26 protein-coding genes, 1 tRNA gene and 3 pseudogenes are annotated in these 25,851 nt (G+C 37.4%); 17 read left to right on the plus strand and 13 right to left on the minus strand.

The window, feature by feature from the left end; genetic code table 11:
* Positions 1-6: 6 nt before the first annotated feature.
* The 4 genes from FWJ32_RS08310 to FWJ32_RS08325 all read left to right on the plus strand — a co-directional run bounded on the left by FWJ32_RS08310 (position 7) and on the right by FWJ32_RS08325 (position 2,904).
* Complete coding sequence (locus FWJ32_RS08310; protein ID WP_149545491.1) at positions 7-1,290, plus strand: bifunctional folylpolyglutamate synthase/dihydrofolate synthase; 1,284 nt, start codon at positions 7-9, stop codon at positions 1,288-1,290.
* Positions 1,291-1,347: 57 nt separating this feature from the next.
* Positions 1,348-1,545 carry a hypothetical protein gene (locus tag FWJ32_RS08315; protein ID WP_149545492.1) on the plus strand — a complete coding sequence of 66 codons (198 nt, stop codon included), beginning with the start codon at positions 1,348-1,350 and terminating at the stop codon, positions 1,543-1,545.
* A 55-nt stretch (positions 1,546-1,600) separates the two neighbouring features.
* Positions 1,601-2,779, plus strand: a complete 1,179-nt coding sequence (locus FWJ32_RS08320; RefSeq protein WP_149545493.1) for a S8 family serine peptidase — start codon at positions 1,601-1,603, stop codon at positions 2,777-2,779.
* 49 nt (positions 2,780-2,828) lie between these two features.
* Positions 2,829-2,904: transfer RNA gene (locus tag FWJ32_RS08325), tRNA-Pro, on the plus strand.
* A gap of 75 nt (positions 2,905-2,979) precedes the next feature.
* Here the strand turns inward: FWJ32_RS08325 and FWJ32_RS08330 are convergent.
* The 10 genes and pseudogenes from FWJ32_RS08330 to FWJ32_RS08370 all read right to left on the minus strand — a co-directional run bounded on the left by FWJ32_RS08330 (position 2,980) and on the right by FWJ32_RS08370 (position 9,582).
* Complete coding sequence (locus tag FWJ32_RS08330) at positions 2,980-3,429, minus strand: helix-turn-helix domain-containing protein (protein WP_238988831.1); 450 nt, start codon at positions 3,427-3,429, stop codon at positions 2,980-2,982.
* Positions 3,426-3,578, minus strand: a complete 153-nt coding sequence (locus FWJ32_RS08335; protein ID WP_238988832.1) for a hypothetical protein — start codon at positions 3,576-3,578, stop codon at positions 3,426-3,428. The genes FWJ32_RS08330 and FWJ32_RS08335 overlap by 4 nt, the downstream gene beginning before the upstream one ends.
* A gap of 394 nt (positions 3,579-3,972) precedes the next feature.
* The gene (locus tag FWJ32_RS08340) at positions 3,973-4,905 is read right to left on the minus strand and encodes a hypothetical protein (RefSeq protein WP_203227637.1); all 933 of its coding nucleotides are present in this window, start codon (positions 4,903-4,905) and stop codon (positions 3,973-3,975) included.
* 35 nt (positions 4,906-4,940) lie between these two features.
* Complete coding sequence (locus FWJ32_RS08345) at positions 4,941-5,789, minus strand: ABC transporter permease (RefSeq protein WP_149545495.1); 849 nt, start codon at positions 5,787-5,789, stop codon at positions 4,941-4,943.
* Positions 5,783-6,688, minus strand: a complete 906-nt coding sequence (locus FWJ32_RS08350) for an ABC transporter ATP-binding protein (RefSeq protein WP_149545496.1) — start codon at positions 6,686-6,688, stop codon at positions 5,783-5,785. The genes FWJ32_RS08345 and FWJ32_RS08350 overlap by 7 nt, the downstream gene beginning before the upstream one ends.
* Positions 6,689-6,692: 4 nt before the next feature.
* On the minus strand, positions 6,693-7,829 hold the full coding sequence (locus FWJ32_RS08355) for a DUF2275 domain-containing protein (protein WP_149545497.1): 1,137 nt from the start codon (positions 7,827-7,829) through the stop codon (positions 6,693-6,695).
* Positions 7,830-7,832: 3 nt separating this feature from the next.
* The gene (locus FWJ32_RS08360; protein ID WP_238988833.1) at positions 7,833-8,336 is read right to left on the minus strand and encodes an RNA polymerase sigma factor SigX; all 504 of its coding nucleotides are present in this window, start codon (positions 8,334-8,336) and stop codon (positions 7,833-7,835) included.
* A gap of 79 nt (positions 8,337-8,415) precedes the next feature.
* Positions 8,416-8,574: pseudogene (locus FWJ32_RS14010) on the minus strand (PFL family protein); the annotation flags it as partial.
* Positions 8,575-8,628: 54 nt separating this feature from the next.
* Positions 8,629-8,730 (minus strand): annotated as a pseudogene (locus tag FWJ32_RS14015) (ACT domain-containing protein); the annotation flags it as partial.
* Between the two features lie 327 nt (positions 8,731-9,057).
* Positions 9,058-9,582, minus strand: a complete 525-nt coding sequence (locus FWJ32_RS08370; RefSeq protein WP_149545499.1) for a DUF4364 family protein — start codon at positions 9,580-9,582, stop codon at positions 9,058-9,060.
* 142 nt (positions 9,583-9,724) lie between these two features.
* Here FWJ32_RS08370 and FWJ32_RS08375 point away from each other — a divergent pair, with 142 nt between their 5' ends.
* Entirely contained in the window at positions 9,725-10,390 is a 666-nt protein-coding gene (locus tag FWJ32_RS08375; protein ID WP_149545531.1) for an epoxyqueuosine reductase, read from the plus strand.
* On the opposite strand, the gene FWJ32_RS08380 is transcribed toward FWJ32_RS08375, so the two are convergent.
* Positions 10,369-11,943 carry a Na/Pi cotransporter family protein gene (locus FWJ32_RS08380; protein WP_149545500.1) on the minus strand — a complete coding sequence of 525 codons (1,575 nt, stop codon included), beginning with the start codon at positions 11,941-11,943 and terminating at the stop codon, positions 10,369-10,371. The two genes, FWJ32_RS08375 and FWJ32_RS08380, sit on opposite strands and share 22 nt — an antisense overlap.
* A gap of 124 nt (positions 11,944-12,067) precedes the next feature.
* Between FWJ32_RS08380 and FWJ32_RS08385 the strand changes: the two genes are divergently transcribed.
* From FWJ32_RS08385 to FWJ32_RS08425, 9 genes are all read left to right on the plus strand, one after another.
* Complete coding sequence (locus tag FWJ32_RS08385; protein WP_238988834.1) at positions 12,068-12,427, plus strand: flagellar protein FlaG; 360 nt, start codon at positions 12,068-12,070, stop codon at positions 12,425-12,427.
* 337 nt (positions 12,428-12,764) lie between these two features.
* A complete protein-coding gene (fliD, locus tag FWJ32_RS08390) occupies positions 12,765-14,246 on the plus strand; it encodes a flagellar filament capping protein FliD (protein ID WP_162523568.1) in 1,482 nt (493 codons plus the stop codon).
* A gap of 24 nt (positions 14,247-14,270) precedes the next feature.
* Entirely contained in the window at positions 14,271-14,633 is a 363-nt protein-coding gene (gene fliS / locus FWJ32_RS08395) for a flagellar export chaperone FliS (protein WP_149545503.1), read from the plus strand.
* A 15-nt stretch (positions 14,634-14,648) separates the two neighbouring features.
* Entirely contained in the window at positions 14,649-15,032 is a 384-nt protein-coding gene (locus FWJ32_RS08400; protein ID WP_149545504.1) for a hypothetical protein, read from the plus strand.
* Between the two features lie 84 nt (positions 15,033-15,116).
* The gene (locus FWJ32_RS08405) at positions 15,117-16,532 is read left to right on the plus strand and encodes a hypothetical protein (protein ID WP_149545505.1); all 1,416 of its coding nucleotides are present in this window, start codon (positions 15,117-15,119) and stop codon (positions 16,530-16,532) included.
* Positions 16,533-16,589: 57 nt separating this feature from the next.
* The gene (locus FWJ32_RS08410; RefSeq protein WP_149545506.1) at positions 16,590-17,120 is read left to right on the plus strand and encodes a hypothetical protein; all 531 of its coding nucleotides are present in this window, start codon (positions 16,590-16,592) and stop codon (positions 17,118-17,120) included.
* Positions 17,117-18,583: an AAA family ATPase gene (locus FWJ32_RS08415; RefSeq protein WP_149545507.1), complete on the plus strand. Its 1,467-nt coding sequence runs from the start codon at positions 17,117-17,119 to the stop codon at positions 18,581-18,583. The genes FWJ32_RS08410 and FWJ32_RS08415 overlap by 4 nt, the downstream gene beginning before the upstream one ends.
* Before the next feature lie 195 nt (positions 18,584-18,778).
* A complete protein-coding gene (locus tag FWJ32_RS08420; protein ID WP_149545508.1) occupies positions 18,779-20,203 on the plus strand; it encodes an MATE family efflux transporter in 1,425 nt (474 codons plus the stop codon).
* Between the two features lie 14 nt (positions 20,204-20,217).
* On the plus strand, positions 20,218-20,655 hold the full coding sequence (locus FWJ32_RS08425) for a MarR family winged helix-turn-helix transcriptional regulator (protein ID WP_149545509.1): 438 nt from the start codon (positions 20,218-20,220) through the stop codon (positions 20,653-20,655).
* A gap of 21 nt (positions 20,656-20,676) precedes the next feature.
* Here FWJ32_RS08425 and FWJ32_RS08430 read toward each other — a convergent pair whose 3' ends face one another.
* Positions 20,677-21,228, minus strand: a complete 552-nt coding sequence (locus FWJ32_RS08430; RefSeq protein WP_162523569.1) for an adaptor protein MecA — start codon at positions 21,226-21,228, stop codon at positions 20,677-20,679.
* Positions 21,229-21,422: 194 nt separating this feature from the next.
* Positions 21,423-22,844, minus strand: a pseudogene (locus FWJ32_RS08435) (ATP-dependent metallopeptidase FtsH/Yme1/Tma family protein); the annotation flags it as partial.
* Positions 22,845-23,009: 165 nt separating this feature from the next.
* On the opposite strand from FWJ32_RS08435, the gene pdaB reads away from it, so the two are divergent.
* The 3 genes from pdaB (at position 23,010) to FWJ32_RS08450 (ending at position 25,810) form a co-directional block, all read left to right on the plus strand.
* On the plus strand, positions 23,010-23,789 hold the full coding sequence (gene pdaB / locus FWJ32_RS08440) for a polysaccharide deacetylase family sporulation protein PdaB (protein WP_149545512.1): 780 nt from the start codon (positions 23,010-23,012) through the stop codon (positions 23,787-23,789).
* 174 nt (positions 23,790-23,963) lie between these two features.
* The gene (locus tag FWJ32_RS08445) at positions 23,964-24,770 is read left to right on the plus strand and encodes a cell wall hydrolase (RefSeq protein WP_149545513.1); all 807 of its coding nucleotides are present in this window, start codon (positions 23,964-23,966) and stop codon (positions 24,768-24,770) included.
* A 119-nt stretch (positions 24,771-24,889) separates the two neighbouring features.
* Entirely contained in the window at positions 24,890-25,810 is a 921-nt protein-coding gene (locus tag FWJ32_RS08450; protein WP_149545514.1) for a Mur ligase family protein, read from the plus strand.
* Positions 25,811-25,851: the final 41 nt, after the last annotated feature.

Raw genomic sequence — 25,851 nt, forward strand, 5'->3', positions numbered from 1 at the left:
GAGGATATGGATTACAGAGAAACTATTGAGTGGATACATTCAGTAAACAGGTTTGGTATGAAGCTTGGTCTTGACAATATAAAGAGACTTACTGAGGCTATGGGGAACCCGCAGGATAGTTATAAGATAATTCATGTGGCGGGGACCAATGGGAAAGGTTCTGTATGTGCGATGACTGCCTCGATTTTAAAAGAGGCAGGGTACAGGGTAGGACTTTATATATCCCCTTATCTTGAGGAGTTCAATGAGAGGATACAGATAAATGGAGTAAACATATCAAATGAAGATCTTGCCAGGCTTGCCACGCAGGTTAAGGCAATCATAGATGAGATGGTTCAAAATGGCTTCAGTCATCCAACGGAGTTTGAGGTGGTGACGGCCATAGGGTTTAAATATTTTGAAGAACAAGGTGTGGACTTTGCCGTAGTGGAGGTTGGACTTGGTGGCAGGTTTGATGCAACCAATGTGGTAAAACCCCTTGTAGGCGTGATAACCAATATAGGTTACGACCATATGGATGTACTGGGTGATACGTTGCCCAAGATTGCATTTGAGAAGGCTGGTATCATAAAAAAAGGGATAAGGGTGGTATCATATCCTCAAGAACCTGAGGTGTTGGATGTCATTAAGGTGAGGTGCAAAGAGGAGGATGCATCCCTTACTGTTACTGCTCTTAATAATATAAGCTTGAGAGACGCATCACCGCATGGTCAGATCTTTGACTATGGGGAATTAAAGGACCTCAGGATAAAGCTTCTGGGTGAACATCAGCTACTCAATGCTGCCACAGCCATAGAAGCTATCAGAAACCTTCAGGGGTACAGCGTGAACATTGATGAGAAGGCAATAAAGAAGGGCCTGGAAAATGCCAGATGGCCAGGCCGGTTGGAGGTAATGAAGGAAAATCCATATATTGTAATTGATGGTGCCCATAATCCACAGGGAGCTCTCGCATTGCGTAAAGCCATAGAAGATATATTTGACTATAAAAAGCTGATTCTGATTATGGGCATACTTAAGGATAAGGATGTGGATGGGATATTAAGAACACTTTTGCCTGTTGCGGATGCAGCAGTGCTTACAAAGCCCAACAGCCCGCGTGCTCTTTCAGCGCATGAACTTAATATTATGGTCATGAGCAATATGCCGGGACTAAAGACATATTGCGAAGATGATATTAAAAAAGCTGTGGAAAAAGGCATTGGATTAGCAGATAAAGATGACCTTGTTCTCATATGTGGTTCTCTTTACCTTATTGGAGAGGTACGTAAGATTTTAAGAAAGATGTAATTTGGATAAGCCCCTTTAGAATAACTTTATATAAAGTTATCCTGAAGGGGTGTTTTTATGGACAGAGAAAAACTTCTCTTAGAAATCGATGACGCTTTGAAAGACATGAAGCTTGCAGAGGAAAAATTGGAAGAGGCTAAAAGAAGGTATCAATTTGCATCAGAAAGATACAGATTTCTTTTAAAGAAAGCAAGGGAAATGAACGTCAAATGGGACAAAAATAAGCTCTATTTAAAACTAATACAGGAGGAATAGGTGTCAGCAGCCCCTGTTGAATCATATTAATAATATATGAACAGGGGGGATCACGATGACCTTTAGAATTCCAAAGACGCCAAGGATTGTTTTTGTTACAGAAAATGTGCCGGAAGGGTATATGTCTTATGGCTTGACACTCATTGGGGCAGATGTCATGTGGAACAGGACACATGGAGAAAATACCGTTGTTGCAGTAATAGATACCGGCATAGATTATAAACACCCGGAACTTAAGGATAGGATTATAGGAGGCAAAGACTTCACCGGTAAAGGAGACTTTATGGACGACAATGGACATGGGACCCACGTATCTGGTATAATAGCAGCCTCTGGAATAAAAGTTTCTGGAGTTGCTCCCAAGTCAAATCTATTGGCAGTGAAGGTACTGGATAAAGAAGGCGAAGGGCAAGACCAGGACGTGGCAGATGGTATTGCTTGGGCAGTGGAGAATGGTGCTGAGATAATATCCATGAGTTTTGGGTCTCAAAACCCGAGCCCGATAGTAAGGCAGGCACTAAGATTCGCATATAAAAAGGGTGCTATACTTGTTGCAGCAGCGGGTAATGAGGGAGATGAAAATATCGATGCTGATACCGTGGACTATCCGGCCAGGTATCCTGAAACAATAGCTGTAGCTGCAGTGGATGCAAAGAAGATTATAGCGCCATTTTCCAGCAAAGGGCCAGAGGTGGATGTGGCAGGTCCGGGTGTAGACATATATTCAACATACATCAATGGGAAATATGTCTACCTTTCCGGAACTTCTATGGCAACTCCACACATATCTGGTGCCATAGCGCTGGTTCTCTCAGATTGTAAGAGGATTATGGGGAGAAAAATGACACCGGAAGAGATGAGGAACTATCTTATCATGCACACAGAAGACTTGGGCCCCAAAGGTAAAGACGATGCATACGGTTATGGTATGTTCACTTTTAATTATGGTGCCTCTCTTCCATCCAGGTCCAAAGAAATCAAAATCAAACTGGACAGAGGGTTTACACGTATGAACGGCATAGTGCAGATAGGCGCAAAGGTGGCAGTAGTTGACGGGAAAGAAATAAACATGGATGTTGAACCATTTAAATTTGGGGACTATGTATATGTGTCAGCCAGATTTTTAGCAGAACAACTGGGGGCAAAAACAAGCTTTGATGCCTCGGGGAAAGAACTTACAATCTCAAATAGCAAGGGCACACGGCTTGCAGACTTTGCTGATCTCGACTGCTAACATTCTATTGATAAAATTAACGATATATGTTAAAATATAATTCGTCAGTCGGGGCATAGCGCAGGTGGTAGCGCGCATGGTTCGGGACCATGAGGTCGCAGGTTCAAGTCCTGTTGCCCCGACCATAAAAATCCAGTAAATTAGCGGTTTGCGAGGTTTGAATGCAAACTGCTTTCTTTATTTCATACATTTATCACACCTCACATATTTGAAATATGCTTTTTTATTATTTCAAAATCGTGTTCGGATAATTGGCCGGTATTATTTCGTGCAGCTAATTTAGTTTCTTGGTCTAAAATACTTTCTATGTTTTTACGCATAAATTTCCATTCTCGGCCAACTTTCACTGCTTTTAAACGTCCATCTTTTATCATATTATAAACTGTCTGATTACTTACCCTTAATAAGTCTGCTACTTCAGAGACATTTAGTACATCAGGCCGCTCTTCTTCGCTTAGGTTTGATAAACTCTTTCCAAGCTCTTGGAGCATGTGCATTTCCTCATAAGAATATGTTATTTCACCACATTCAGGGCACACATAAGCATTTATCCCATCTATAGTTAATGTATATTTACCCCAACCAGCCTTTGTTGATATAGTCTTTTCTTCCATATTAGCACCGCAGATAAAGCATTTTCTTTTAATCATTTCTTCTTCCTCCTTTTTAAGAAACCATTACAATATTCCCAAACTTCATCCATAGTCCTGCATACTGTTACAACTACTGGATAAGGATATGAGGCGGCTATTATTACATACATTTCTGGTTTCTTTTCAGTTGCTTCTTGAAATATCACATGAACATCATCAAATTGTGGTTGTAATTCAATTACTTTTGGAGAGCCATACTTAAAAAAGACAGAGAAAAAGTAAATGAAATACTCATTCAAGAACATGAAGAGTTAAAGACGGATGGACCCAATGACCCAATAAACAAATGCCTGATATATATTAATAATAACCGGGATGGCATATGTACATACAAAGACTATCAAGGTGAAATAACAGGCTGCAGTGCAGAAAGCCATGGAAGTCACATACTATCAGAAAGGCTATCAAGAGGCCCCAAACATTTTCCTATAATAATTCATTATGGTGGGGTCTTTAATAACCTAAAAATACTTGACGCGATCACTTTTTGATAATAAATTTGGCAGAGATAATTACATAGGATTAGACTTAATCATGTAATTATTTCATTGATTCTGCTATTTTTATTAATTGATTCTCGGATATTCCTATTCCTTCCATTTGGTATATAATATCATCTTCAATCCAAGCTATTTGAACAAATGCTTCTCTTTTTTCTTTGTTTTTATTTGAAATATTTGCATCTTTTAAATAGTATGATACTGTGACGCCTTTATTTTTATTAATTGAAGTGTAATCTAACTTTTTTCTTTCTGCTGATTCTGGTATTTCCAATAAATTTTTAAGGTCTACTGTACCTGAAATTTGACTTTTTAAATCATCTGGCAAAAAAGGTAAACTTATTACCGCGTATTTAACTTTGTTTGTGTCGACTCCATTAGGAACATTTATTTCGGGTATTCTCTCAATTGTAAGATTAAATCTTTTTGAACCTGGAAAATTAAATTCACTGCTATTATCCATATGAATGTATATTTTTTTGTAAAAGTCTATTCTGAAGTTTTTACCATTTAAGCTCTCTGGAAATACATTATTGCTTTTATATGTCTTCATAAAATTATTAATAGCATCTATATTTAAATTAAATTCAATTGATTGGCTACCAATAATAGTACTATCTATATTTTTTAAATCATTCAGAATGTTACTTTCTTGTGGTGTTTTGAAATTATAATCTGCATCGGATTTCAGCTTATATAATTCGTTAATTTTATACTCATAGTGTCTTTCTTTATCATCTTTATTTACTTTTAAATATCCTAATTGTTTAAGATTAATTTCTCTATTTCCCTCTTCGTATAATTTTAACTTTATTTTATCGAAATAATCAGGTGATATGTAATTAGTCCGATAATCATTTGTTCTTAAATTGCTTAAAATCTCCGTACAAATATTTCTCGTCTTTGGGGATATGGCCAATACTATAATAATTGTAAATCCTATTAATACATATGTTATATTTTTTTTAATCATTGGATCACCCTTTTCAGTATTATTAAAAATATACATCACAAATCCCTTTTTTCAAATTTCCTTATACCGTAATACAGTAGAAAACAAATGTAGAAGATGATATACACAAACATGTATGGGCTTGGCTGTGACGTACCGCCAAAGGGTCCCTGTGAAAGAAAGCTTAAGCCTGTATTTTGCGTAAGAAGTTCTGCATTCATCTTTCTAAATATCACATCTGTAGGTAAGATTAAACTTGTTATGATGCCGACATTTGTAAGGCCTTGGCTATTTTGAAAAAGGGATCCCGTTTGTTCGAGGATGCCGCCTATCATAGCTATCCCATATGTCATGACTGTGATAATACCTGTATTTACTGTTGACAGTATCGAACTTGAAGCGATTACTAAAGATAAGAGGACTATTGGACCAAGGTCAAAAAAGAATAATGAGCGAAAGATATTGCCTGCTTCTAAATATACTTTTGTTTCAAAGGCCATATTGAGGCCTATTATTGAAAGAAACAATATTGTGCTGTAAATGACAATGATGATGCTAAGGCCTATAAATCTTCCCAGCACGTATTCATACCTCTTTAGCGGTTTATACAATAAAGCGTATATAGAGCCGCTTTCCACATCCCCTGATACGGCACTTACAGATGTAAGCACTATCAAAAATGCCACTATGAAATTTGCAAAGTACAGCCCTGCAGAAAGGAGTTGTGACTCAAGTAAGATTTTGCTGATGTCTGGTACATTACCTATAGAGGAACCGCCACTATGAAAAGATAAACTCAATCCATAACCATAAATAAAAAGATATCCTACTGTAAGCACTGCAATCAGGAGGAATGCACGCTTTTTAATCATTTCTTTGATGGTGTATTTCGTTATTGTCAGCATACATCTTCATCCTTTCCAACTATATTTATAAATAGATCTTCCAATGAGCCTGTTTTTGAATCCAATTGATACAGTTTTGCACCGGAATCTACGACAGTTTTTGCAATCTGCGGAATACCATTTCTATCTTTTACTTTAAATGTGAGCTTGCCATCTTTGAATACAACATCATACGCTAGATTAGATATCTTTTTGATTAATTCGCTATCATAATCTGATACAACCATCTCTACATAGGTACTTTTACTTAATAGGTCTTTAAGCTTTCCTTCGGCTATTACATGTCCATGGTTTATAATTGCAACTTCATCGCAGATCATTTCGATTTCGCTTAGCAAGTGGCTGTTTAAAAACACTGTCTTACCACTATCCTTCAATCTTTTTATTATCTCTCTAACATCTATTCTGCCAACAGGATCAAGGGCAGATGTGGGCTCATCTAAAAAGATTACTTCCGGATCATTTAAAAGGGCAATGGCAAGTCCTATCCTTTGCTGCATCCCTTTGCTGTAATTTTTTACTTTTTTGTTTTCATGTCCTTTAAGCTTAACAAGTTCAAGGAGTTCTTCAATTTTTTTATCTGGACTTTTCATCTTGTATAATTCTGCATGAAATTTCATCAATTCCTTCCCTGTCATCCAGTCGTAATACTTAAAATTTTCAGGAAGAAATCCAATTTTTCTTTTTGATTCTATAGTGCCGATGGGAAAGCCATTAATCCATGCAAAACCAGAGGTGGGGTATAAAAGCCCCACCATAGTTTTTACAAAAGTGCTTTTTCCGGCACCGTTTGGGCCAAGGAATCCAAAAACCGTGCCACTATCGATAGAAATATTTACATCTTTAAATCCGCCTTTACCGTCAAACTGTTTTGTGAGATTCTGAGTCTCAATTATCATTTCATCACCTCATTGATTCTGCTATTTTTATAAGCTCATCTGGTGACATATTATTTCCGCTAAACCAATATATTACGTCATTATCATTTAATGCAAGATTTGAATATACCTCTAAATCGCTGGAGCCTTCATACGTCCCTGATATCACAATTCCTTTACTGCCGTTTATAGTAACATCTTTTATGGTGTCTGCATCTGTCACAGGCACAGGTATTGTATTTTTCCAGTCTTTTATGCTAGCTATTTGGTTTCTTATATCGTCAGGAAGGAATGGCATGTTGATGACAGCATCTCTGACTTTTTCAATATCGACACCTTCAGGTACGATTATCTCAGGGGTTTTCATTATATCAAGTCCATAGCTTATATTTTTTGAAGAATCCGATTCATTTTTATCTGTGGAAGATATATGGATGCTGTCGCCTAAAATTATTTTAAATGTCTTTCCATTTAAATTCTCTGGCAGTAGCTTATTTCCTCCAAATGTTTTAATTAGGTCGTTTATATTATCTACATTCAATTTAAATTCAACAGACTGACCTTTTTGCACATAAATGCTGTCTCTTATTTTGAAATCATTATTATCTTGAGGCAGTTTAAAATCATATCCGACGTAAGATTTTATTTCATCTAAATTGCTTTTACTAAATTCTTTAGAAGAACCATAGTCACCAGTTACTTTAATGACTCCGTACTGTTTTAGGTCAATTTTTCCTGCTTGATAAAATTTGTCTTTTATATTCTGTATGTCATCTGGTGTTATTGTTACAGCCTTAAAATTATTAAGCCTAAACAAACTTAAAATCTCAGCTTCTACTTTTTGCACAGGTGGCAATGCTATGGATGCTGTGATCAAAGCCACCGCAGCGGCTGCTGCCGCATATTTTTTGTACTTTTTCAGCATATTTAATACACCTCTTTCTTTTTTATAGATCTTTTTATTTAGATTTTCCCACGCTTTATCGAGATCTATTGAGCTTGTTTTGAAGGCTTTTTCTGAAAAGTCATTTAAATTTTTAAGCTCATTAAGCTTATTTGAACATTTTTCACACGTATCAAGATGCTTTTTTATCTGGTCTTTTAATGCTTCATCTATTTCACCGTCTAAATATGCCTGAAGCGTCCCTTCATCAAAGCACATATGCTACACCTCCTTTTCATAAAGCTCTTTAAATTTCTTGTGTGCTCTTGCTATCGTTGTTCCAACAGATGATTTTTTTATCCCAAGTGATATAGAAATTTCTTCATAATTATATCCTGAGTGTTTGAGTATGAGACATAACTTGTCACGCCTATCCATTTTTGATAAAACTTTTTTAGCTTTTTCATTTTCTATTTTTTCAATTGCCATGTCTTCAGGCGATATTAAAGTGTCATTAAACTGAAATACTTTTAATTCCCTTACTTTAAGACTCTTTTCTGAGCGCATGTAATTTAGTGCTTGATTAGTCGCCACTTTCGATAACCAGCCTCCTATATTTTCATCATTATGGGGAGGGTCCTTAATTAACTTGATAAAGACTTCCTGTGCAATGTCTTGTGCTTTGTCATCATCATTTATCATCAATGCTATCTGACGGTAGACCTTACCATAGTATTTTTCAAATATATCTTTGAATGAGTCGAGTATTTTGAACACCTCCCACATATGTCTTACATTAATATAAACACATCAAAACTGTATTTTGTGACATAAAAAAGCATGAAATTTTATTTCATGCTCAGCGCTAGCTGTTTAAACTATGAAGTGGCGCGGGAATTCTACCACTTCTATTTATAAAATCTTTTGGTGAAAAGCTATTTACTTTCATCACTGATGCATGTCCTAAAAGGCCACCAAATTCCACATGATCCCCTTCCTTTTTACCAGGAGCAGGAATGATCGTTGTTAAAATATCTTTTAAAATTGTCTGGCTAATGTCTAGAATATTGACGTTGCTTTCTGCTAATAATTTGGATACATTATAAATAATTCCTACTCTGTCTGCTCCAATTACTGATATTATAGCTTTTTGTTCATCCATAAAAAGCATTCCCTCCATGTTTGCACATAGTATACTATATGATAAAATTGTATGCAATAAAGAACTATTTTATCTTTTGCAGGCGGTCGCATTGAGTAATTAATTTAAACCCTTTTATGTTGGAAAAAGCCTGGATTTATAAATGAAAAGAATTGTGTGGCTAAATAAAACAAAAGTTAGCCATACATTAAAATGGTTGAACATTGAATTTTATTCCGTAAAGGAAAATTATCTAAGTGATAATTAGGTTTTAAAGATGCGAGGTTTATCTGGTCTTGTAAGAAATAGAAAAGGAGATGAAGTTTATTTTATAGAGAAATAAAGTTAATTAGCATGAGTCAATATTTATGGGTCTTTCTGCCCATTTCCCAGTGAATTCATGATATACGGATAGACATCTTTGGCCATGTATTTCCAATTATCACATATCTGCTTGGCCTGGTCTAGTGTTGGGACATTAAGCTTAAGCTCGATCAAGACCATATCGTTTTCGATCACTCTCAGACTGGTTATATACTGCTTATCAGATATCTTATAGTATTCGGCAAACATTTCGGTATCCCGTTTAAAGCTCTCGCGATGAGTGGTTATATATTCATCTATATTTTTTATGTTTCCATCCGGCAGTTTGTTTTTAAACATGTTGAGTATCTGCATGCCCTTCGGTGTGATATCATACACTTGATTAACTCTTTCAGCATATCCACCCTCAACAAGTTCATTTAAATTTTGCATGAATATGAAATAATTCATATATCCGCCGTCCTGAACTACATCTGTAATCTGGTCCAGGGTAAGTGGTCTTTTCGCCCTATGCAGTATATATAAAATGATCAGCTTGTTCTCAGCTATTTCCCTGATATTTGACATTTTATCACCTCATGTCTATTATATAATATATAACAATATAAAGAAACATACTATTATAAGCTGTAGTCAACTGTCAGTTAAAATAAGAGTATGCCAATGGGAATGGGGGGTCTTTGCCTTGAAAGATGAAATCAAAAAGATTATGCAATCTCTTGGAGCATCCTTGGTAGGGTTTGGCTATATTGGAGACCTTGGATATGATGAGTTTTATGGAATGGACTATGCTGTAAGTTTTGCTGTAAGGATGGTTGACGGGGTTATGGATGCAGTGGTGGGAGGGCCGACTTATACCTATTATCATCTGTATCGAACCGTTAATGCCCTCATAGATGACATAGGGCTTAAAGCTTCAATATATCTTGAAGAGATGGGATTTAAGGCAATCCCTATACCAGCATCTCAAAGTGTTGGTGAACTTAAGGCTGCATTTCCGCATAAGACTGCGGCCACAAGGGCAGGTCTCGGATGGATTGGGAAAAACTGCCTCCTTATCACAAGGGAATATGGTCCCCGTGTACGATTGGGGACAGTAATTACCAATGCTCAACTTGTTGTTGATAAACCAATCGTTGAAAGCGAATGTGGAAATTGTGATCTATGTGTGAGAAAATGTCCATCCCTCTCTTTGAAAAATACTCTGTGGTATGCAGGCATGGAAAGGGATGAGATTGTGGATGCCAGAAATTGCAGCGAGTTTATGAAAAGGAACTATAATAAGATTGGATATGGACATGTGTGCGGGATTTGCATAAGCTGCTGCCCGAAAGGGGAAAAAAGAATAAGGCATCAATCACCTTTTACAATATGAGCAATGTCAGCTGCATGATCAGCCACTCTCTCAAGCTCAGCAATGACGTCTATATATATGAGTCCTGATTGTGGTGTGCAGTCACCGCGATTAAGTCTGCTTATATTGGCGTTTCTCAGCTGCAGTTGAAGTTTATCTACTTCATTTTCCCTAGATAAAATCAAAGAAGCTGTTTCCTTGTTCCTTTCTAAAAGTATGGAAAGGCTATCCTGAAACATATGATAGACCTTGGCATACATGCCCTTGAGGTCCTTTATTCCTTCAGCTGAATAGGTGAGGTTTGCATTTATAGATTCCTGGGTATAATGGGCAATATCTACTGTACTGTTCGATGCACTGATTATATCGGCCATTATATCGTAGATCTCTTTAAGGGCTATTGATAATTCGCTGGTGAGACCATTTTTGCCAAGTATGACAAGGTATCGATTTATCTGTTTTTCCATTTCCTTGATTATCTTGTCATTTTCTAAAGCCCGTTCAGTACCATGATTATCCTGATTTATGAAGGAATTCATAACCTTTTCAAGAGAATTTAGCGAAAGTATGCCCATCTGGTGGACAATCCTCCTGATTTGCTCCAGTGCCAGGACTGGATTTACAAGTATACGTTCATCCAATAGCTCAATCCTGTTCTCCTTTTTATCCTCTGTGTGGATGAATTCGCCTACAATGGCAGGTATATTTCCTATAAATATCAATGAGATAAGCAGGGCTATGGCATTTATCAAGGTATTCATTAAAGCTATCTGTAAAATACCGTTAGAAGTGGCACGATTTATCATATTTATGAATTGCGGCGCAAATGTTAAGACAATAATAGAGACAAGGGCATAGATTATTAGTTGTGATGCATTTATAAGCCTGTTGTTTTCCTCGTTTGGCCTGTACATGACGTAAATTGTCCCGATGTTTAATGCAATGAGTATGGGCAGTGTCGTTTCAAATCCTATAAACCCCTGTACAAGTAGAATCTGCAGTAAAAATACGGGTATTGTGAAACCATGAAATACTAAGGCGCTTATAAGTCCTATTATCAGGCCGATGAATATATTGGATATATTTAACATATCAAGGAAGATTCCCAATCCCAGATCGTTGGTACGCACAAAAAAGAAGCAAAAGAATAGAAAACCTGTTGAGAGCAACAGTTTGCCAAAGCCTTTCATCACGCTGCCTTTAGAGAAAAAGTACAGTAATGTACCTAATGCAAGCAATATATATAACCAATATCCAGGGCGAATATAAGTTATGTAGTTAAGAAGAGTGGCTCCTAAGTTAGAACCCATTACCATGCTAAGGGTTTGATCTAAAGTAATGATTCCAGATTTTAAGAAACCAAGAGAAATATTTCTCACTATTACATTATTTTCTATAAATATTGATAATAATAATCCCGAGAGCATGAATCCCCTGTCATTTTTTACGTGAAAGTTTAAAAAATGAATTAGCCTGTTACCTATTATCTCCTGTACACTGCTCGAAAAAAGACTCGTCCCATATATTAAAAGAGCGACCGCTCCCAATGAGGAACCTATACCGTCAAGATTCATTGTTTTCCCTCCTCCATTTAATTATATTATTTTGTTGTATTAAGTAAAGAGTTTTGCTGATGATATAAAAAATTTTATAATCATGTCGATATAAGAATTGAAGATGAATAAGGGGTTGTCTTATATGGGCGTAAGTATGATAAAAGAGCTTTCTTCTGCAAATGTCAGGAGTACAATGCAGATTGAAAGCCAAGGCAATGATTGCCAGGCATGCAATTACATGGAACGAAATGATGGCCAGGGAGAAAGGCAACTTGTCAGCGAGGAGCAGTATATAAAGTTTATAGAGGATGCCAATAAAAAACTTGTTGGTCCGGATACGCGCTTGGAGTTTTCAATACATGAAGGCACCCATAAGATTGTCGTGAAGATTATTAATGAGGAGACAAACGAGGTGATAAAGGAGATACCACCAGAAAAGATACTTGACCTGGTGGCTAAGATTTGGGAGATTGTAGGTTTGTTTGTAGATAAAAAGATATAAGAGGATAAGGCCTGAAGACATCATGAGAACTTTTTAGCCTGTTTGTCAAAGATTGAAAACCGACTGGACTTATAAATGATAACGCCTTTGTTGCCAGTTTATTGAGAAGTAAAAGTATAAGAATTAACTTCGTGCCTGATAAGACAATCTTACATAAAATATAAAGGTGAAGTTTGTGCCAAAAGGATTAATACGCTAATTCACATAATGGTTTGTGAGTGGGCTGGATATGAATGGCTGTATAATGGCTGTATTATAATATATTGAAAAAACAAGCTCGAAAGCAGCGGTTTCACTGTTTTGCGCTTTGAGCAAAACGAAAGGGATGATTATAAATATGAGTAATTATATAAGCTCGGTGAATTTTAACAGGATAAGTGGCCTGGCCTCAGGCATAGACTACGAGTCAATAATAAACAACCTGATGAAGGCAGAAAGGGCACCTCTTGACCGATTGAATCAGAACAAGACACTTTTAGAGTGGAAACAGGAAGACTACAAGTCTTTAGCAAAAGAGCTTTATGATTTTAACCAGCAGGTTTTTAATATGCAGCTTTCATCAAGTTATAAAGCAAAGACTGTAGGTGTAAGCAATGAAGTAATTGCCTCAGCTACAGCCAGTACTTCTGCTGTAAATGGGATATATACCCTGGATGTCACCGCTCTTGCAAAACCTGCATATATGGCAAGCAGTGAAGATTTACCAACTTCTTATAATAGTGATGGAAGCAAAAAAACCTTGAAAGAGCAGTTTAGCAGCATAACTGCAAGTGGCTCTGTTAACTTACATATAGCAAATGGTGACAAGGAAGCAACAATTACGGTGGATCTGGATAATGATACCATATATACACTGGCGTCTAAAATAACTAATTCAGGTATAGGCATTACAGCCTCCTATGACGAAAATATGCACCGCTTCTTTATAATGTCAAATACTACAGGGAGCACTAATAATATCAGCTATACGGATATAGTAGTTAGCGATGACTCATCAACACTTATGTCAGATATATTGAAGCTGCCAACATCTGCATCTGGTTCAGACGCTCAATTTGAATTTAATGGCCTGGCCTTTACACAACCAACCAACAGCTTTACGATAAATGGACTAAATGTTAACTTAAAGGCCGCAGGAACATCTACCATCACGGTGAATAATGACACAGACTATATATTCAATCAGATAAAGGATATTTTAAATAAATACAACACTGTAATTGCAGACATAAATTCAAAACTTTCCGAAGAGAGATACTCTGACTATCTGCCTTTGACAGACGACCAGAGGGAGCAACTTACGGATAAACAGCAGGAGCAATGGGAGGAAAAAGCAAGAAGCGGACTGCTTAAGAATGACCCAATGCTTTCCAAGATTCTTACTTCCATGAGGAATGCCATATATACAAAGGTGGGGTCAGACCCTGCTTATGACTCTCTTGCGGATATTGGTGTAACTACTGGTCTCTGGTATGAGAATGGCAAACTGTATATAGATGACAGCAAACTCAGAGACGCTATTGAGAATAATCCAGACGCTGTCATTAATCTGATGCAGGGTGTTATGAGTAAGATGAATGATGTCATAGATAATGGATTGGACAGCATAAAGCAGTATGCAGGAGATTATCTTGGGATTACGCTCTATGACCAGAGTTCGCTTTCAAGACAGATAAGGGACATGAACGACCGTATCTCAGAAATGGAAGATAGGCTCTCGGAAATTGAAGACAGATACTATAGAGAGTTTACGCAAATGGAAGAAATGATAAGCCAAATGAATGCACAGAGTGCATGGTTATCACAACAATTTCAATAAAAAGTAAGGGAGAGGGCATGACCTATGATTAACTACTACAATGAATATATGAATAATACAGTATTGACATCAAAGCCTGAGGAGCTTATACTGATGCTTTATGACGGATGTATAAAGTTTATAAACAGAGCCATTATGTCAATTGAAAAGAAGGACTGGGTAGAGACAAACAGTAACATCCTGAGGGCTGAGGATATAATAACAGAGCTTCGCTTAAGCCTTAACATGGACTACGATATATCCAAAAATTTGGATAGTCTCTATGAGTTTTTTATGGACTTGCTTATCCAGGCTAATATGACCAAAGACAAGGAAAAGTTAATGCAGCTTTTACCGCTCATTAAGGATTTGAGGGGGACATGGGCAGAGGCTTTGAAAAGGATTTAAATGGGAGGATACCTTATGGAGCGACAATCACTGGAAGTTTCTGATAAATTATCCCTATTTGAAGAGCTTTATTCACTCACTGTGGAACAGGGAAAAGCTATAGATAATCGTGACTTTGATGCTTTAACGGCATTGATAGAAAAGAAACAACAGGTCATAAATGCTATAGATTCTATAAATGTTAAGGATGCTATAGATAGGGTATCATCGTCTACAGAGCAATTGAAGGAAATTAAAAACAAAATAAAGACTGCAGATGATATTAACAGGGATAAAATGATCAGTATAGCAAATTTATTGAGTGAAAAATTAGGCGCTATAAAGACAAAAAGGCGACAAATAAAGGCACTATACATGAATATTGGGGATAGCGGTAATTTTCTTGATAAGAGGGGTTGAACCCCTTTTATTTTTTGCCTCGTTGATTCAAAAATAAAATTGTGCTAAACTAAAGACAAAACAAGGGGCAGGAGTGTTGCCATAATGAAAGGTAATAGGTTAAACTGGAATTTAAACAGCAATAATACGGGAGAAATTAAATCTGATATAAATGGTATAAATAAAACATTTGCCAGTACCGTAGATGTCGTAGCTTCCATAGAACTGTTTGAGGAGTATGTATATATAAAGGACTGTTTAAATAAACTGGGTCGTATATATATAGAGGATGAGTTGAGTAATAAATTTTCCTATGTAGAAGATGCTGTAATAGGGTTTAAACAAACCCTGAATATGGAAAGTAGACTTAAAGGCAAAAAAGTCTTTGAGTTTTATCAGGCAAAGAAAAGACTTATGGATTACTATGAGGAGTACAAATTTCTAGCATCTTATGCCCACCATGTATATCGTCTGTGCAGCTACTGGCGTGATAGAAATGATAGATATCACCGTAAATATGACCTGAGAGAGTTTTATAAAAACCTTTCTCTTTCACTAAAAAGGGCTGACGTAGAAACAGTCAAGGATGTGGAACAGGAGATCTTATCTATTATTCCTTTACGAATTACCAAGGATTTTTTTTATAGATATTTGAATAATTCTATATCTGATTTGATAGAGAGGGATCCTGAAGGTGCTGCAGAGATGTTGTATGACATTTATGATATTATATCTATAGATTTTAGTGGAAGTTATGCTTTTGCTGATAATATATATGCAAGAAATATAAAAAGGTACTCAAATATGAACTATAAGGGAATGTCAAAGAGAAAGCTTAGCATATACTGTACAGAGCTTAGAAGATATGCTGTAACACTGGATATGATAAGTGATGTTATCTGGTCTTATATTATGGCCTCCAATCACATAATAATGATTTTGCTTGATTTCGATATGAATTATCGCTCTTTAATCAAGCTGGAACCGGATATAGCAACGGCCTACGAATATGTTTTGAGTTTAAACGATGATGAAGGTGCAGCCATAGAAGGCGGCAGGACGTTATTTTGCCATCTTAGGGAGACCATGTATCGCTGGTATGATGTCTTAAAGAGGTATTCCCAGGTTATAGGTGATATCAGCAGTATGAATACTTCTGAAGATATGGCAGTAGAAGAACTTGTTGACATATTTAATTATTTTTATTATTTCAATGCACTTGCCTTAGAGGATGATGAAATGGAATTTGATGGTAATTATGAGGTTACCCAGGAGGAACTTTATAGTGCTTTTAATGATATAATGTCTGAAATTGATTTTAAACTTAGCTATATGAAACCCGATGAGAGAAAGATAGTTATAAAAGATATATTATCCAATGTTTCACCTGTTTTTAATAATATAGATGAGTTTACAAGTTTTGTAAAAAAGTCCCTGGAGTTTGATACCACTGATGCTGAAAAAGCTTTCAGTATAAAGGGTATAAACGAGATCCTCAAACGGTATAAGCTTCTTGCTTGAAATAGTATATACTATTGTGATATAATTGAGCATATATTGTTTCTGGAGGGCAAAGATGTGTTTAAAGGAATAAAACTATACATTGTGGTTATTGTGGCGGTATCCCTTTTGAGTGTTCTCCTTCTTGGGCTTAGAGTATATACTCAGTATCAGAGTAACAACCTTGAAGGTAGGATAAAGTCCATAGGAGGAGTTAAATCAGTGAGTATTGTGAGGGATAAGGTCTCAGAGAAAATTTTTGTGGATATAGATAAAAGTGCGGATCTTCAGGAGATATATTTAGATGTTAAAAGAGAGGTAAACAGGGATACGCCTCAGGCAGAGATAATAATTCAGGATATAAAGGGTCATGACTACAAAAAGGTTAAGGAGGCTTTTGATATAATTTCTTTTGATATATTTGAATCCAAGGTTAATGGCGATTTTAAAGAGATGAGGGACGATATACAAGTAGATTTAGCGATGACTGGTGTTAGTTATACCCTTAGAATTGATGAGGATAATATATATCTGACCCTTCTGTATGGCGATAGTGCGCTCTACAGAATCATAAACTACTCGGAGGCGGCAAGGGGGAATTTGCGATGATTAGAGAGATATTGCTTGGTTCAGCGGTAGCGATAGCTGTATTTTTGGCAATCCTTGGGTTTGATATAACCCCTATTATATTCATAGGAGGTATGCTTTTTGTGCTGAATTATCTTTTGGAAGGAAAGATGGGCGGAGGTCTTAAAACAACAAGTGTGCCTCATACTGTTACCTTTGACGATATTGGAGGCCAAAATTCCGCAATTAGAGAACTTAAGGAGGCACTTGATTTCATCATTCACGATGAAGAGGTTAAAAGACTTGGGATAAGGCCCCTGAAAGGGATACTGCTCTGGGGACCACCCGGGACAGGCAAGACTCTTCTAGCAAAAGCTGCAGCTTCATATACTGATTCGGCTTTTGTGGCGTCATCAGGCAGTGAATTCATAGAGGTATATGCCGGAGTGGGGGCTCAGAGGGTTAGAAGGCTCTTTGACATAGCGAGGGATGAAGCTATAAAGCAGGGGAAAAAAGGAGCTGTGGTGTTTATTGATGAGATTGAGATAGTTGGTGTAAAGAGGGGTAGAAACGAAGGACATATGGAATATGATCAGACTTTGAATCAGCTTTTAGTTGAAATGGATGGGATAAACCCGAATGATGATATAAAAATACTGGTTATAGCTGCAACCAATAGAATGGATATGCTTGACGAGGCACTTTTGAGGCCAGGCCGTTTTGACAGACAGGTAAGAGTTGACCTGCCTGATAAGAAGGGTCGTTTGGATATTTTGAAAATACATTCCAAAGGGAAGCCGCTGGCATCAGATGTGGACCTTGAGAAGATTGCACAGGACACATTTGGTTTTTCAGGTGCTCATTTAGAGGCTCTTATGAATGAAGCTGCTATCCTTGCCATGAGAGATAAGTCCAGCGTAATTACTCAGAAACATCTCACGGAGGCTGTGGATAAGGTGATAATGGGAGAAAAGCTTGACAGGAGGCCAACGCCTGAAGAGCTAAAGAGGGTGGCCATTCATGAGACGGGACACGCAGTAGTCATTGAGACACTCACCCCAGGCAGTGTTGCCAATATCACCATAGCACCCAGAGGTAACGCCTTGGGATTTGTACGGCAGACGGAGAAGGACGATCATTATCTTTATACCAAAGAAGAACTGGAAGAACAGATAATGATATGCTTAGGTGGAGCGATGGCAGAGGAGATAATTTTAAACAGCAGAAGTACAGGTGCCGCTAATGACTTTGAGCAGGCAATAAAGTATGCTAAGGATATTATATATTCAGGAATGTCAAGACTGGGGATAATAAGCAAGGATGACCTGCCGAAAAAAGAACTGAGCATTACTGTTTCAGAAATTATCAAGGAACTTGAAGGGCATGTTAAAAATATAATCGAAAGAAATAAAGATATTATTTTAAGCCTTGCAGATATTATTTTGAGGGAGGAGACCATTTCGGGAGAATTATTGAGGAGTTCCCTTGCAGGCGTGGCTGCTTAAGGCTTATTCAGTAAAGACGGAGCAGATCCGTCTTTTTTTATACCCATCAGTTTTCTGTTTTAGCATATGAGGCACATTAATATAACGAGTTATGTCCCTAAGCATTTAATTTTTCATATAAAACTATTTGATATTAAAAATATTTTATTGTATAATAACATATCATTAGAAGTATTCATAAGGAGATGAGACAGCATGGATAAGGAAAACAATCAAATAAATAATTTTACGGAAGGTAGTATACCAAAGCATCTCTTGTCTTTTTCGATACCGTTATTTCTGGGAAACATATTGCAGGCACTTTATAATACGGTAGACAGCATATGGGTTGGCAGGTTTTTAGGGCCACAGGCTTTAGCCGCTGTGTCTGTGAGCTTTCCCATTATATTTGTGCTGGTTGCGCTTGTTACCGGTATTACTATGGCTACTACTGTAATGGTAGCACAATATGTAGGAGCCAAAAAGATTGATATGGTAAAGAAAACAGTAGGAAACTCGCTTTTTTTACTCATCATAGCGTCTATTGTAGCCTCTACAACAGGGATATTGCTTAACAGGACGCTCTTGAGGCTCATTAATACCCCAGAAGAAATCCTTCCTATGGCTTCAGGGTATGCACGCATAATCTTTATGGGGTTTATATTCATGTTTGGGTATAACATGACCAGTGCTATTTTGATGGGTCTGGGTGACTCTAAGACACCGCTTAGGTTTCTCTTTTATTCTACAATGATAAATATAGTACTTGATCCCATAATGATATTTGGTCTTGGTCCGATACCTAAAATGGGAATACAAGGAGCTGCAATAGCTACAATTTTATCTCAGGCCATATCTTTTGTTCTTGCTTTGAGGTATCTTGATAGAAATGAGCATGTCATAAGCTATAAGTTGCGTGATATAAGGTATGATAGGGAGCTGACAAGACTTACTATAAAAATTGGTCTTCCGGCAGGTATACAGCAAACTGTTGTAGCTCTGGGGAATACACTGATTATGTCTATTGTGAATAGTTTTGGTGTAAATGTGGTAGCGGCTTTTAATGCGGCACAAAAATTAGATTCTTTTGCTTTTATGCCATCAATGTCAATAGGAATGGCTTCCTCCACCTTGACAGGACAAAATATGGGTGCAGGTAAAACGGAAAGGGTTAAGGAGGTTGCCAGGTGGTCTGAGATTATTGCTGTTTTAATTACAGGTATAATTTCAGTTGTCTTTTTACTTGTACCGGATAAATTGCTGTTGCTCTTTACTACTGACAGGGAAGTGCTAAACTTGGGGGCGCAATGTTTGAGAACTCTGGCTATAGCCTATGTTCCATTTGGACTGATGTGGGTCTTTAACGGTATAATAAGAGGAGCTGGGGATACTATTATAACAATGATAATTTCTATTATCTCACTGTGGGTTGTAAGGCTTCCACTTTCCGCATACCTGTCAAAGACGGGTTTGGCCCAAAATGGTATCTGGGTTGGCATGTCGAGTGGTTCTATTTTAAGTGCAATCTTGAGCTATGCATATTATAGGTCTGGAAGGTGGAAAAGAAGAGCTATTGTAAGAAGTTCTTCAGGCGACGAGACACTGGAAAATGTCGATGACGTTGACCTGAATTTTCAGTAGTGAGGTAAAGGTATATGGTAATTGGAGATTTAAATAATGAGTTTAGTACATTTTTTATAAACTGCAGTACCTGGTTCCGTGAGCTTACCAGAGAGTCACTCAATGAGCTCGGGATAACATCAGGCCAATATAAATTATTGCACATAATAAAAAAGAGTCAGCCTTGCAGAATGAGCGAGCTCAGTGACAACATACATGTAAGTTGTGGCAGTGCCACTGTTATGGTGAACAAATTGGTAGAGATGGGTCTTACTGAAAGAATGGATTCCCCTAAAGATAGAAGGGTAATATATATAAAATTGACAAAAGCAGGTGAGTCACTGATAGATGAACACAAGAGGATATTTAACGAGATACTGAAAAGAAGACTGACCAAACTGACTGAAGAGGAACAAAAAATACTTCTTGACAATGTAAGAGAATTAAATCATTTACTGGAGAAATTTTTGTAGGGGGGATAACTAAATATCCCCCTAAAAATATTCATTTATTATTTCAAAAACATCCTTATCTATTAAAAGATTTCCATACTCATTCAGTATTCCAGAAGAGATGCTGGTTTTTATTCCATATTCGTCCAGGATGGCCTGGGCCTTTTTGGTAAGATAGCCGTTCAATGAAAGTATATATTTGTTATGGTATTTGTACAGGCTGCTTTCTCCAGAGAATAATCCATCTATTTCCTTGGAGAGAATAACTAAGTCATCAAAGGTGTCAAAGGCATAATAGTTATCGAGGTAGCTCTTTGGCGGCTTGCTGGAAAGCCATAGAGGTTTTGAATTGGGGATACGGGTAACCACAATGACAAAACTGTCATAGGAAACTGGAGCAACCTCTACTATAAGCTTGGCATTATCTACATCAAAACTCTCTTCGATGTAAGCTTCATACAACAGCTCCCAGAAAAGTGATTGGGCTTTTGTGTTATCATAATATAACTCATTTATATCTATGTTTTTTTTCTTTAAATCTGCGGCGGTTATTAGGATTCTAATCTTGTTTTCATTTATTTTTTCTATTTTCATCCCGCCCACCTCCAAACAAATGGTTCTCAAATATTTTATGTAATCATTTTTGTTATTATCCATTATAGCACACAACGGTATTTTTTCATAGGAAACAGTATAAAAGATACAGGCTGTTTATGTAAAATTTTTTATTTATGGGTTAGTTTTTGTTTGTGAAGTAATATAGCAGCAGGATTTCAGTCCTACTGCTACTATGCTGTGACCATTCGAGAACTTTTAGAGCTTTTTATTATCTCATCTATTTCATATCCATTGAGAGAGTTTGCTTCTAATAATTTATTAACTATTTTATCCAGCAGGTTTTTGTTCTTTTCTAATATAGCCAGTGTCTCTTTGTAGCACATGTCTATTATTTTATTTACCTCTCTATCTATTTCTTCACTGTATCGAGTGTTTTGGCCGTCGTATACCCTTTTGCCTATATCACTCATGCCGTATGAGGTAATCATGGTAAGTGCTATTTGAGTAACTTCTTTGAGGTCATTTTGAGCTCCTGAGGACACGTCTTTGAAGATAAGTTCTTCAGCAGCCCGTCCACCAAGGAGTACACACATTCTATTGAGAAGCTGGGTTTTGGTTTCAAGGAAGTTATCCTCATTTGGGAGATTTAATACATAACCTAAAGCATGACCCCTTGGGACGATAGATATTTTGCTAATGGTATTTACTTTTAACAAATTTGAAATCAGAGCGTGGCCTGCTTCGTGGTATGCTACTATTAGCTTTTCCTTCTCAATCACATAAGCGTTTTTCTTTTCTATGCCTGCGATAACCCTCTCGATGGCCTCATTAAATTCGTCACAACCTATGCGTTTTTTACCTCGTCTTACCGCCAATATGGCAGCTTCGTTGGCAATACTGGCCAGATGAGCACCCGTCATACCAAATGTTTTCATGGCCAGTTCCTTTAAATCCACATCTGGTTCCAATGGTTTATTTTTAGTATGAACTCTTAATATTTCCTCTCTTGCCCGTAGGTTTGGATGACCAATGAATATGTGTCTGTCAAATCGGCCAGGCCTCAAGAGCGCCTCATCCAAAAGGTCAAGCCTGTTTGTTGCCCCTATGACAATCACTGCCTCATCATTAGAATTAAAACCATCCATTTCCACAAGAAGCTGGTTTAAGGTTTGGTCTTTTTCAGAGTTGTTGTCAACATTTCTTCTGCTGCCAACAGCATCTATCTCATCAATAAATATTACACTGGGGGCAGTTTTTCTGGCCTTCTGAAACAAAGCCCTTATCCTGCTGGCACCTACACCTACATACTTTTCCACAAATTCGGAGCCACTTACAGGATAAAAAGCGGCCCGTGTTTCGCCTGCCATGGCACTGGCAAGCAGCGTCTTACCTGTACCGGGAGGGCCGTAAAAGATTATACCCTTAGGGAACTTTGCCCCCATGGCCCTGTACTTTTGTGTATTGTTCATGTAATCTACTATATCCTGAAGCTCTTCAATAACCTCGTCCAGGCCTGCAACGTCTTTGAATGTGGTAGAGGGTCTATTTTGCTCTTTTTCTTTGCCTTTAGTCCCCGGCACGGTTACAGGCGAGAGTTCTCTATCATCATAAAACATAAGATAAAAAAAGGAGATAGCAAATACTACCAGTAAAATCAACACCCAGATCATAGATATTCCCTACTTTCAAATACTGTTTGCATAAGTATTTTTTTATAATATTGCATATTATATTCATTAAATAATTTTGTAATTTATGGGTAAAGAGTATAAAGTCACATGAAGAGGAATAAATTTATTAGAGAATGGAGGGATGGTATGCGTATAATCTACATAGAATGGGGCAAATTGATCAAGGTCTGTATAGTATTTGTGCTTGTAGGTGTTTCCCTTATATATTACAATGGGTTATACACAGGCATCATATCTGTGTTTGCACCACAGAGAGAGATTCCCATATACTGTGTTGATACACCCCAGAAGAAGGTAGCGATAACCTTTGACGCCAGCTGGGGCGCTGAAAATACGGCTAAAATTTTAGATATACTCGACCATTATAACGCAAAAGCTACATTTTTTCTTGTGGGGATATGGGTGGATGATCATCCTGACATGGTAAAGGAGATAGCGAGAAGGAAGCATGAGATTGGTAACCATTCTACCTCTCACCCGCATATGAACAGCCTTTCTGAGTCTGAAATTGAAAAGGAGCTTACCATTACAACAGAAAAAATTAAGGCTTTAACCGGCAAGGACGTAAAGATATTCAGGCCTCCATTTGGGGAATATAACAACAGGGTTGTATTGACAGCTAAAAGGCTCGGTTATTATGTTATTCAGTGGGATGTGGATTCATTGGACTGGAAAGGCCTATCTGCCGATGCTATGGCTGACAGGATTTTACCAAAGGTTAAAGAAGGCTCTATAGTTTTATTTCACAATGATGGTGAGCATACCCCTGAGGTACTGCCGACCGTATTGAATGAGCTTAAAGAAAGAGGTTATAGCTTTGTGACTGTGTCCGAGTTAATATACAAGGACAACTACTATATAGATCATCGGGGAATGCAACATTTACAAAGTAACAACTTACAATGATATATGAAATTGTTGGTATTGCATAGTATATTTAAGTACATACTGTTATATCATAAGGGTTTACAACGTCGTTTAGGATATAAACGAATGGTGGCCGAATAGGCAAGTCGACAAAATGCGGCTTGATCTGTATAATCATGTTATCACTATGACCTTAAACAAGGGGGTGTTAGCATGATAAGGGCCACTACTTTTTTGATTGTTTTTTTCTTCGCAGTTTCCCTTATCTTTTTGGTGGGAATACAACCAGTGGATGCCGCCACCAGGGTGCACGTGGTAAGCAAGGGTGAAACCCTTTATGAGATAGCGAGCTGGTATGGCACGACAGTGAATGCCATAAAACAGGCAAACAACTACTGGAGTGACATCATAAGGCCAGGCCAGAAGCTCATAATACCTGCAAGCACATCGAATTCATCAGGCAGCAGAGTGCACGTGGTGAGCAAGGGTGAGACTCTTTATAAGATAGCGAGCTGGTATGGCACGACAGTGAATGCCATAAAACAGGCAAACAACTACTGGAGTGACATCATAAGGCCAGGCCAGAAGCTTATAATACCAACCGGGGCATCAGGTTCACACGGAAGCGCTTCCACGCTTTCGTCAAGAGACTGGTCGGGAAGACTGAGTCGTAGTGACATATATTTACTGGCTAAACTTATTTATGCGGAAGCGAGGGGTGAACCTTATGAAGGTCAGGTAGCGGTAGGAGCTGTTGTGTTGAATAGGATTAAGAGCCCTGATTTTCCAAACACGGTGGCTGGAGTAATCTATCAGCCCTTAGCATTTACAGCAGTAAGTGACGGCCAGATATACTTAGAACCGGATTCCACTGCGTTAAAGGCAGCAGAGGATGCAGCAAGCGGATGGGACCCAAGCGGAGGAGCACTGTATTACTATAACCCTGCTATGGCACAATCAAAGTGGATATGGTCAAGGCCGGTTATTAAAAAGATTGGTAATCATGTCTTTGCAAAATAAGGAGCTGTCTGTGTGATGGCTCCTTATCCTTTTACATATAATCGATTATATATGCGTATTATAATATTCACAGGGGTGACAAACAGGAAATTACATTTTAGAAGAGAGATGGGTATACTATGGCTATTATCTCTGTAGTAGGTAGAGGCGGGAAGACAACAATTAAGACAATGATAGAAAATGTACTTGATGATGTTGAGGTATATGAGGGTGTTGCAAATAAGGATTGTGACCTGATTGTAATGGCGGGCATGGCCAGGCCATTTAAGAAGGAGGTCATCCATTTTCCTCATGCCTTTAAGATGATAGTTAATGCAGATGTAAACTACAGGCTGAAAGTGCCTTATGCGAGTGAGGTTGTAGACTACGGATTCAGCAGAAAGGCTACAGTAACGGCATCCAGTGTGATTCAGGAAGACTGGAGCCAAACATTTACATGCTGCATACAGAGAAGTTTTAACGCAATAAACGGTAGTCATGTTCAGCCAAGAGAGTTTAAAGTGCATATAAATGTGCCTGGTAAATATAACATTTATAATACCTTAGCGTCAATAACGGTCCTTTTATTGTTAGACACCAAAGATGAAATAATATCAGACACGTTATCAAAATTAAAATTTGTTGGAAATATGGAAAAACTATATGATGGAGAATTCAGTGTGATATATAACAAGATAAGCAATCCCTATCAGCTTTTTTCCGTTCTTGAAAGTCTGAGTGAAAATGAATTTAATAATTTATATATAATAACAGATAGTTTTAACTGTAAAAGTTATGGCTTCATTAAAAAGATAGCTGACATATTGAGGGAATGGTATCAGATATATAGTTATACTATTTGTATGCAGAATGACAATTGCACAGCATACCTGAAGAGGCTTCTTCAAAGTTATGGCATAGAATGTTTGTCTGACGAATGTGGGGAAGCAATTAGAGGTATACTAAACCGCATTGGAAAAGGGGACATGGTTTTACTTTTAGGCGATAACAATGTCATTAAGAAACCATGGGCCGATTTTTTTAATATTGAGAAAGAATAAGGTATATTTGTATGCTCCCTTTAATATTATTATCATTAGAA

It is taken from the genome of Calorimonas adulescens (genome assembly GCF_008274215.1).
Classification (GTDB): Bacteria; Bacillota; Thermoanaerobacteria; order Thermoanaerobacterales; family UBA4877; genus Calorimonas; species Calorimonas adulescens.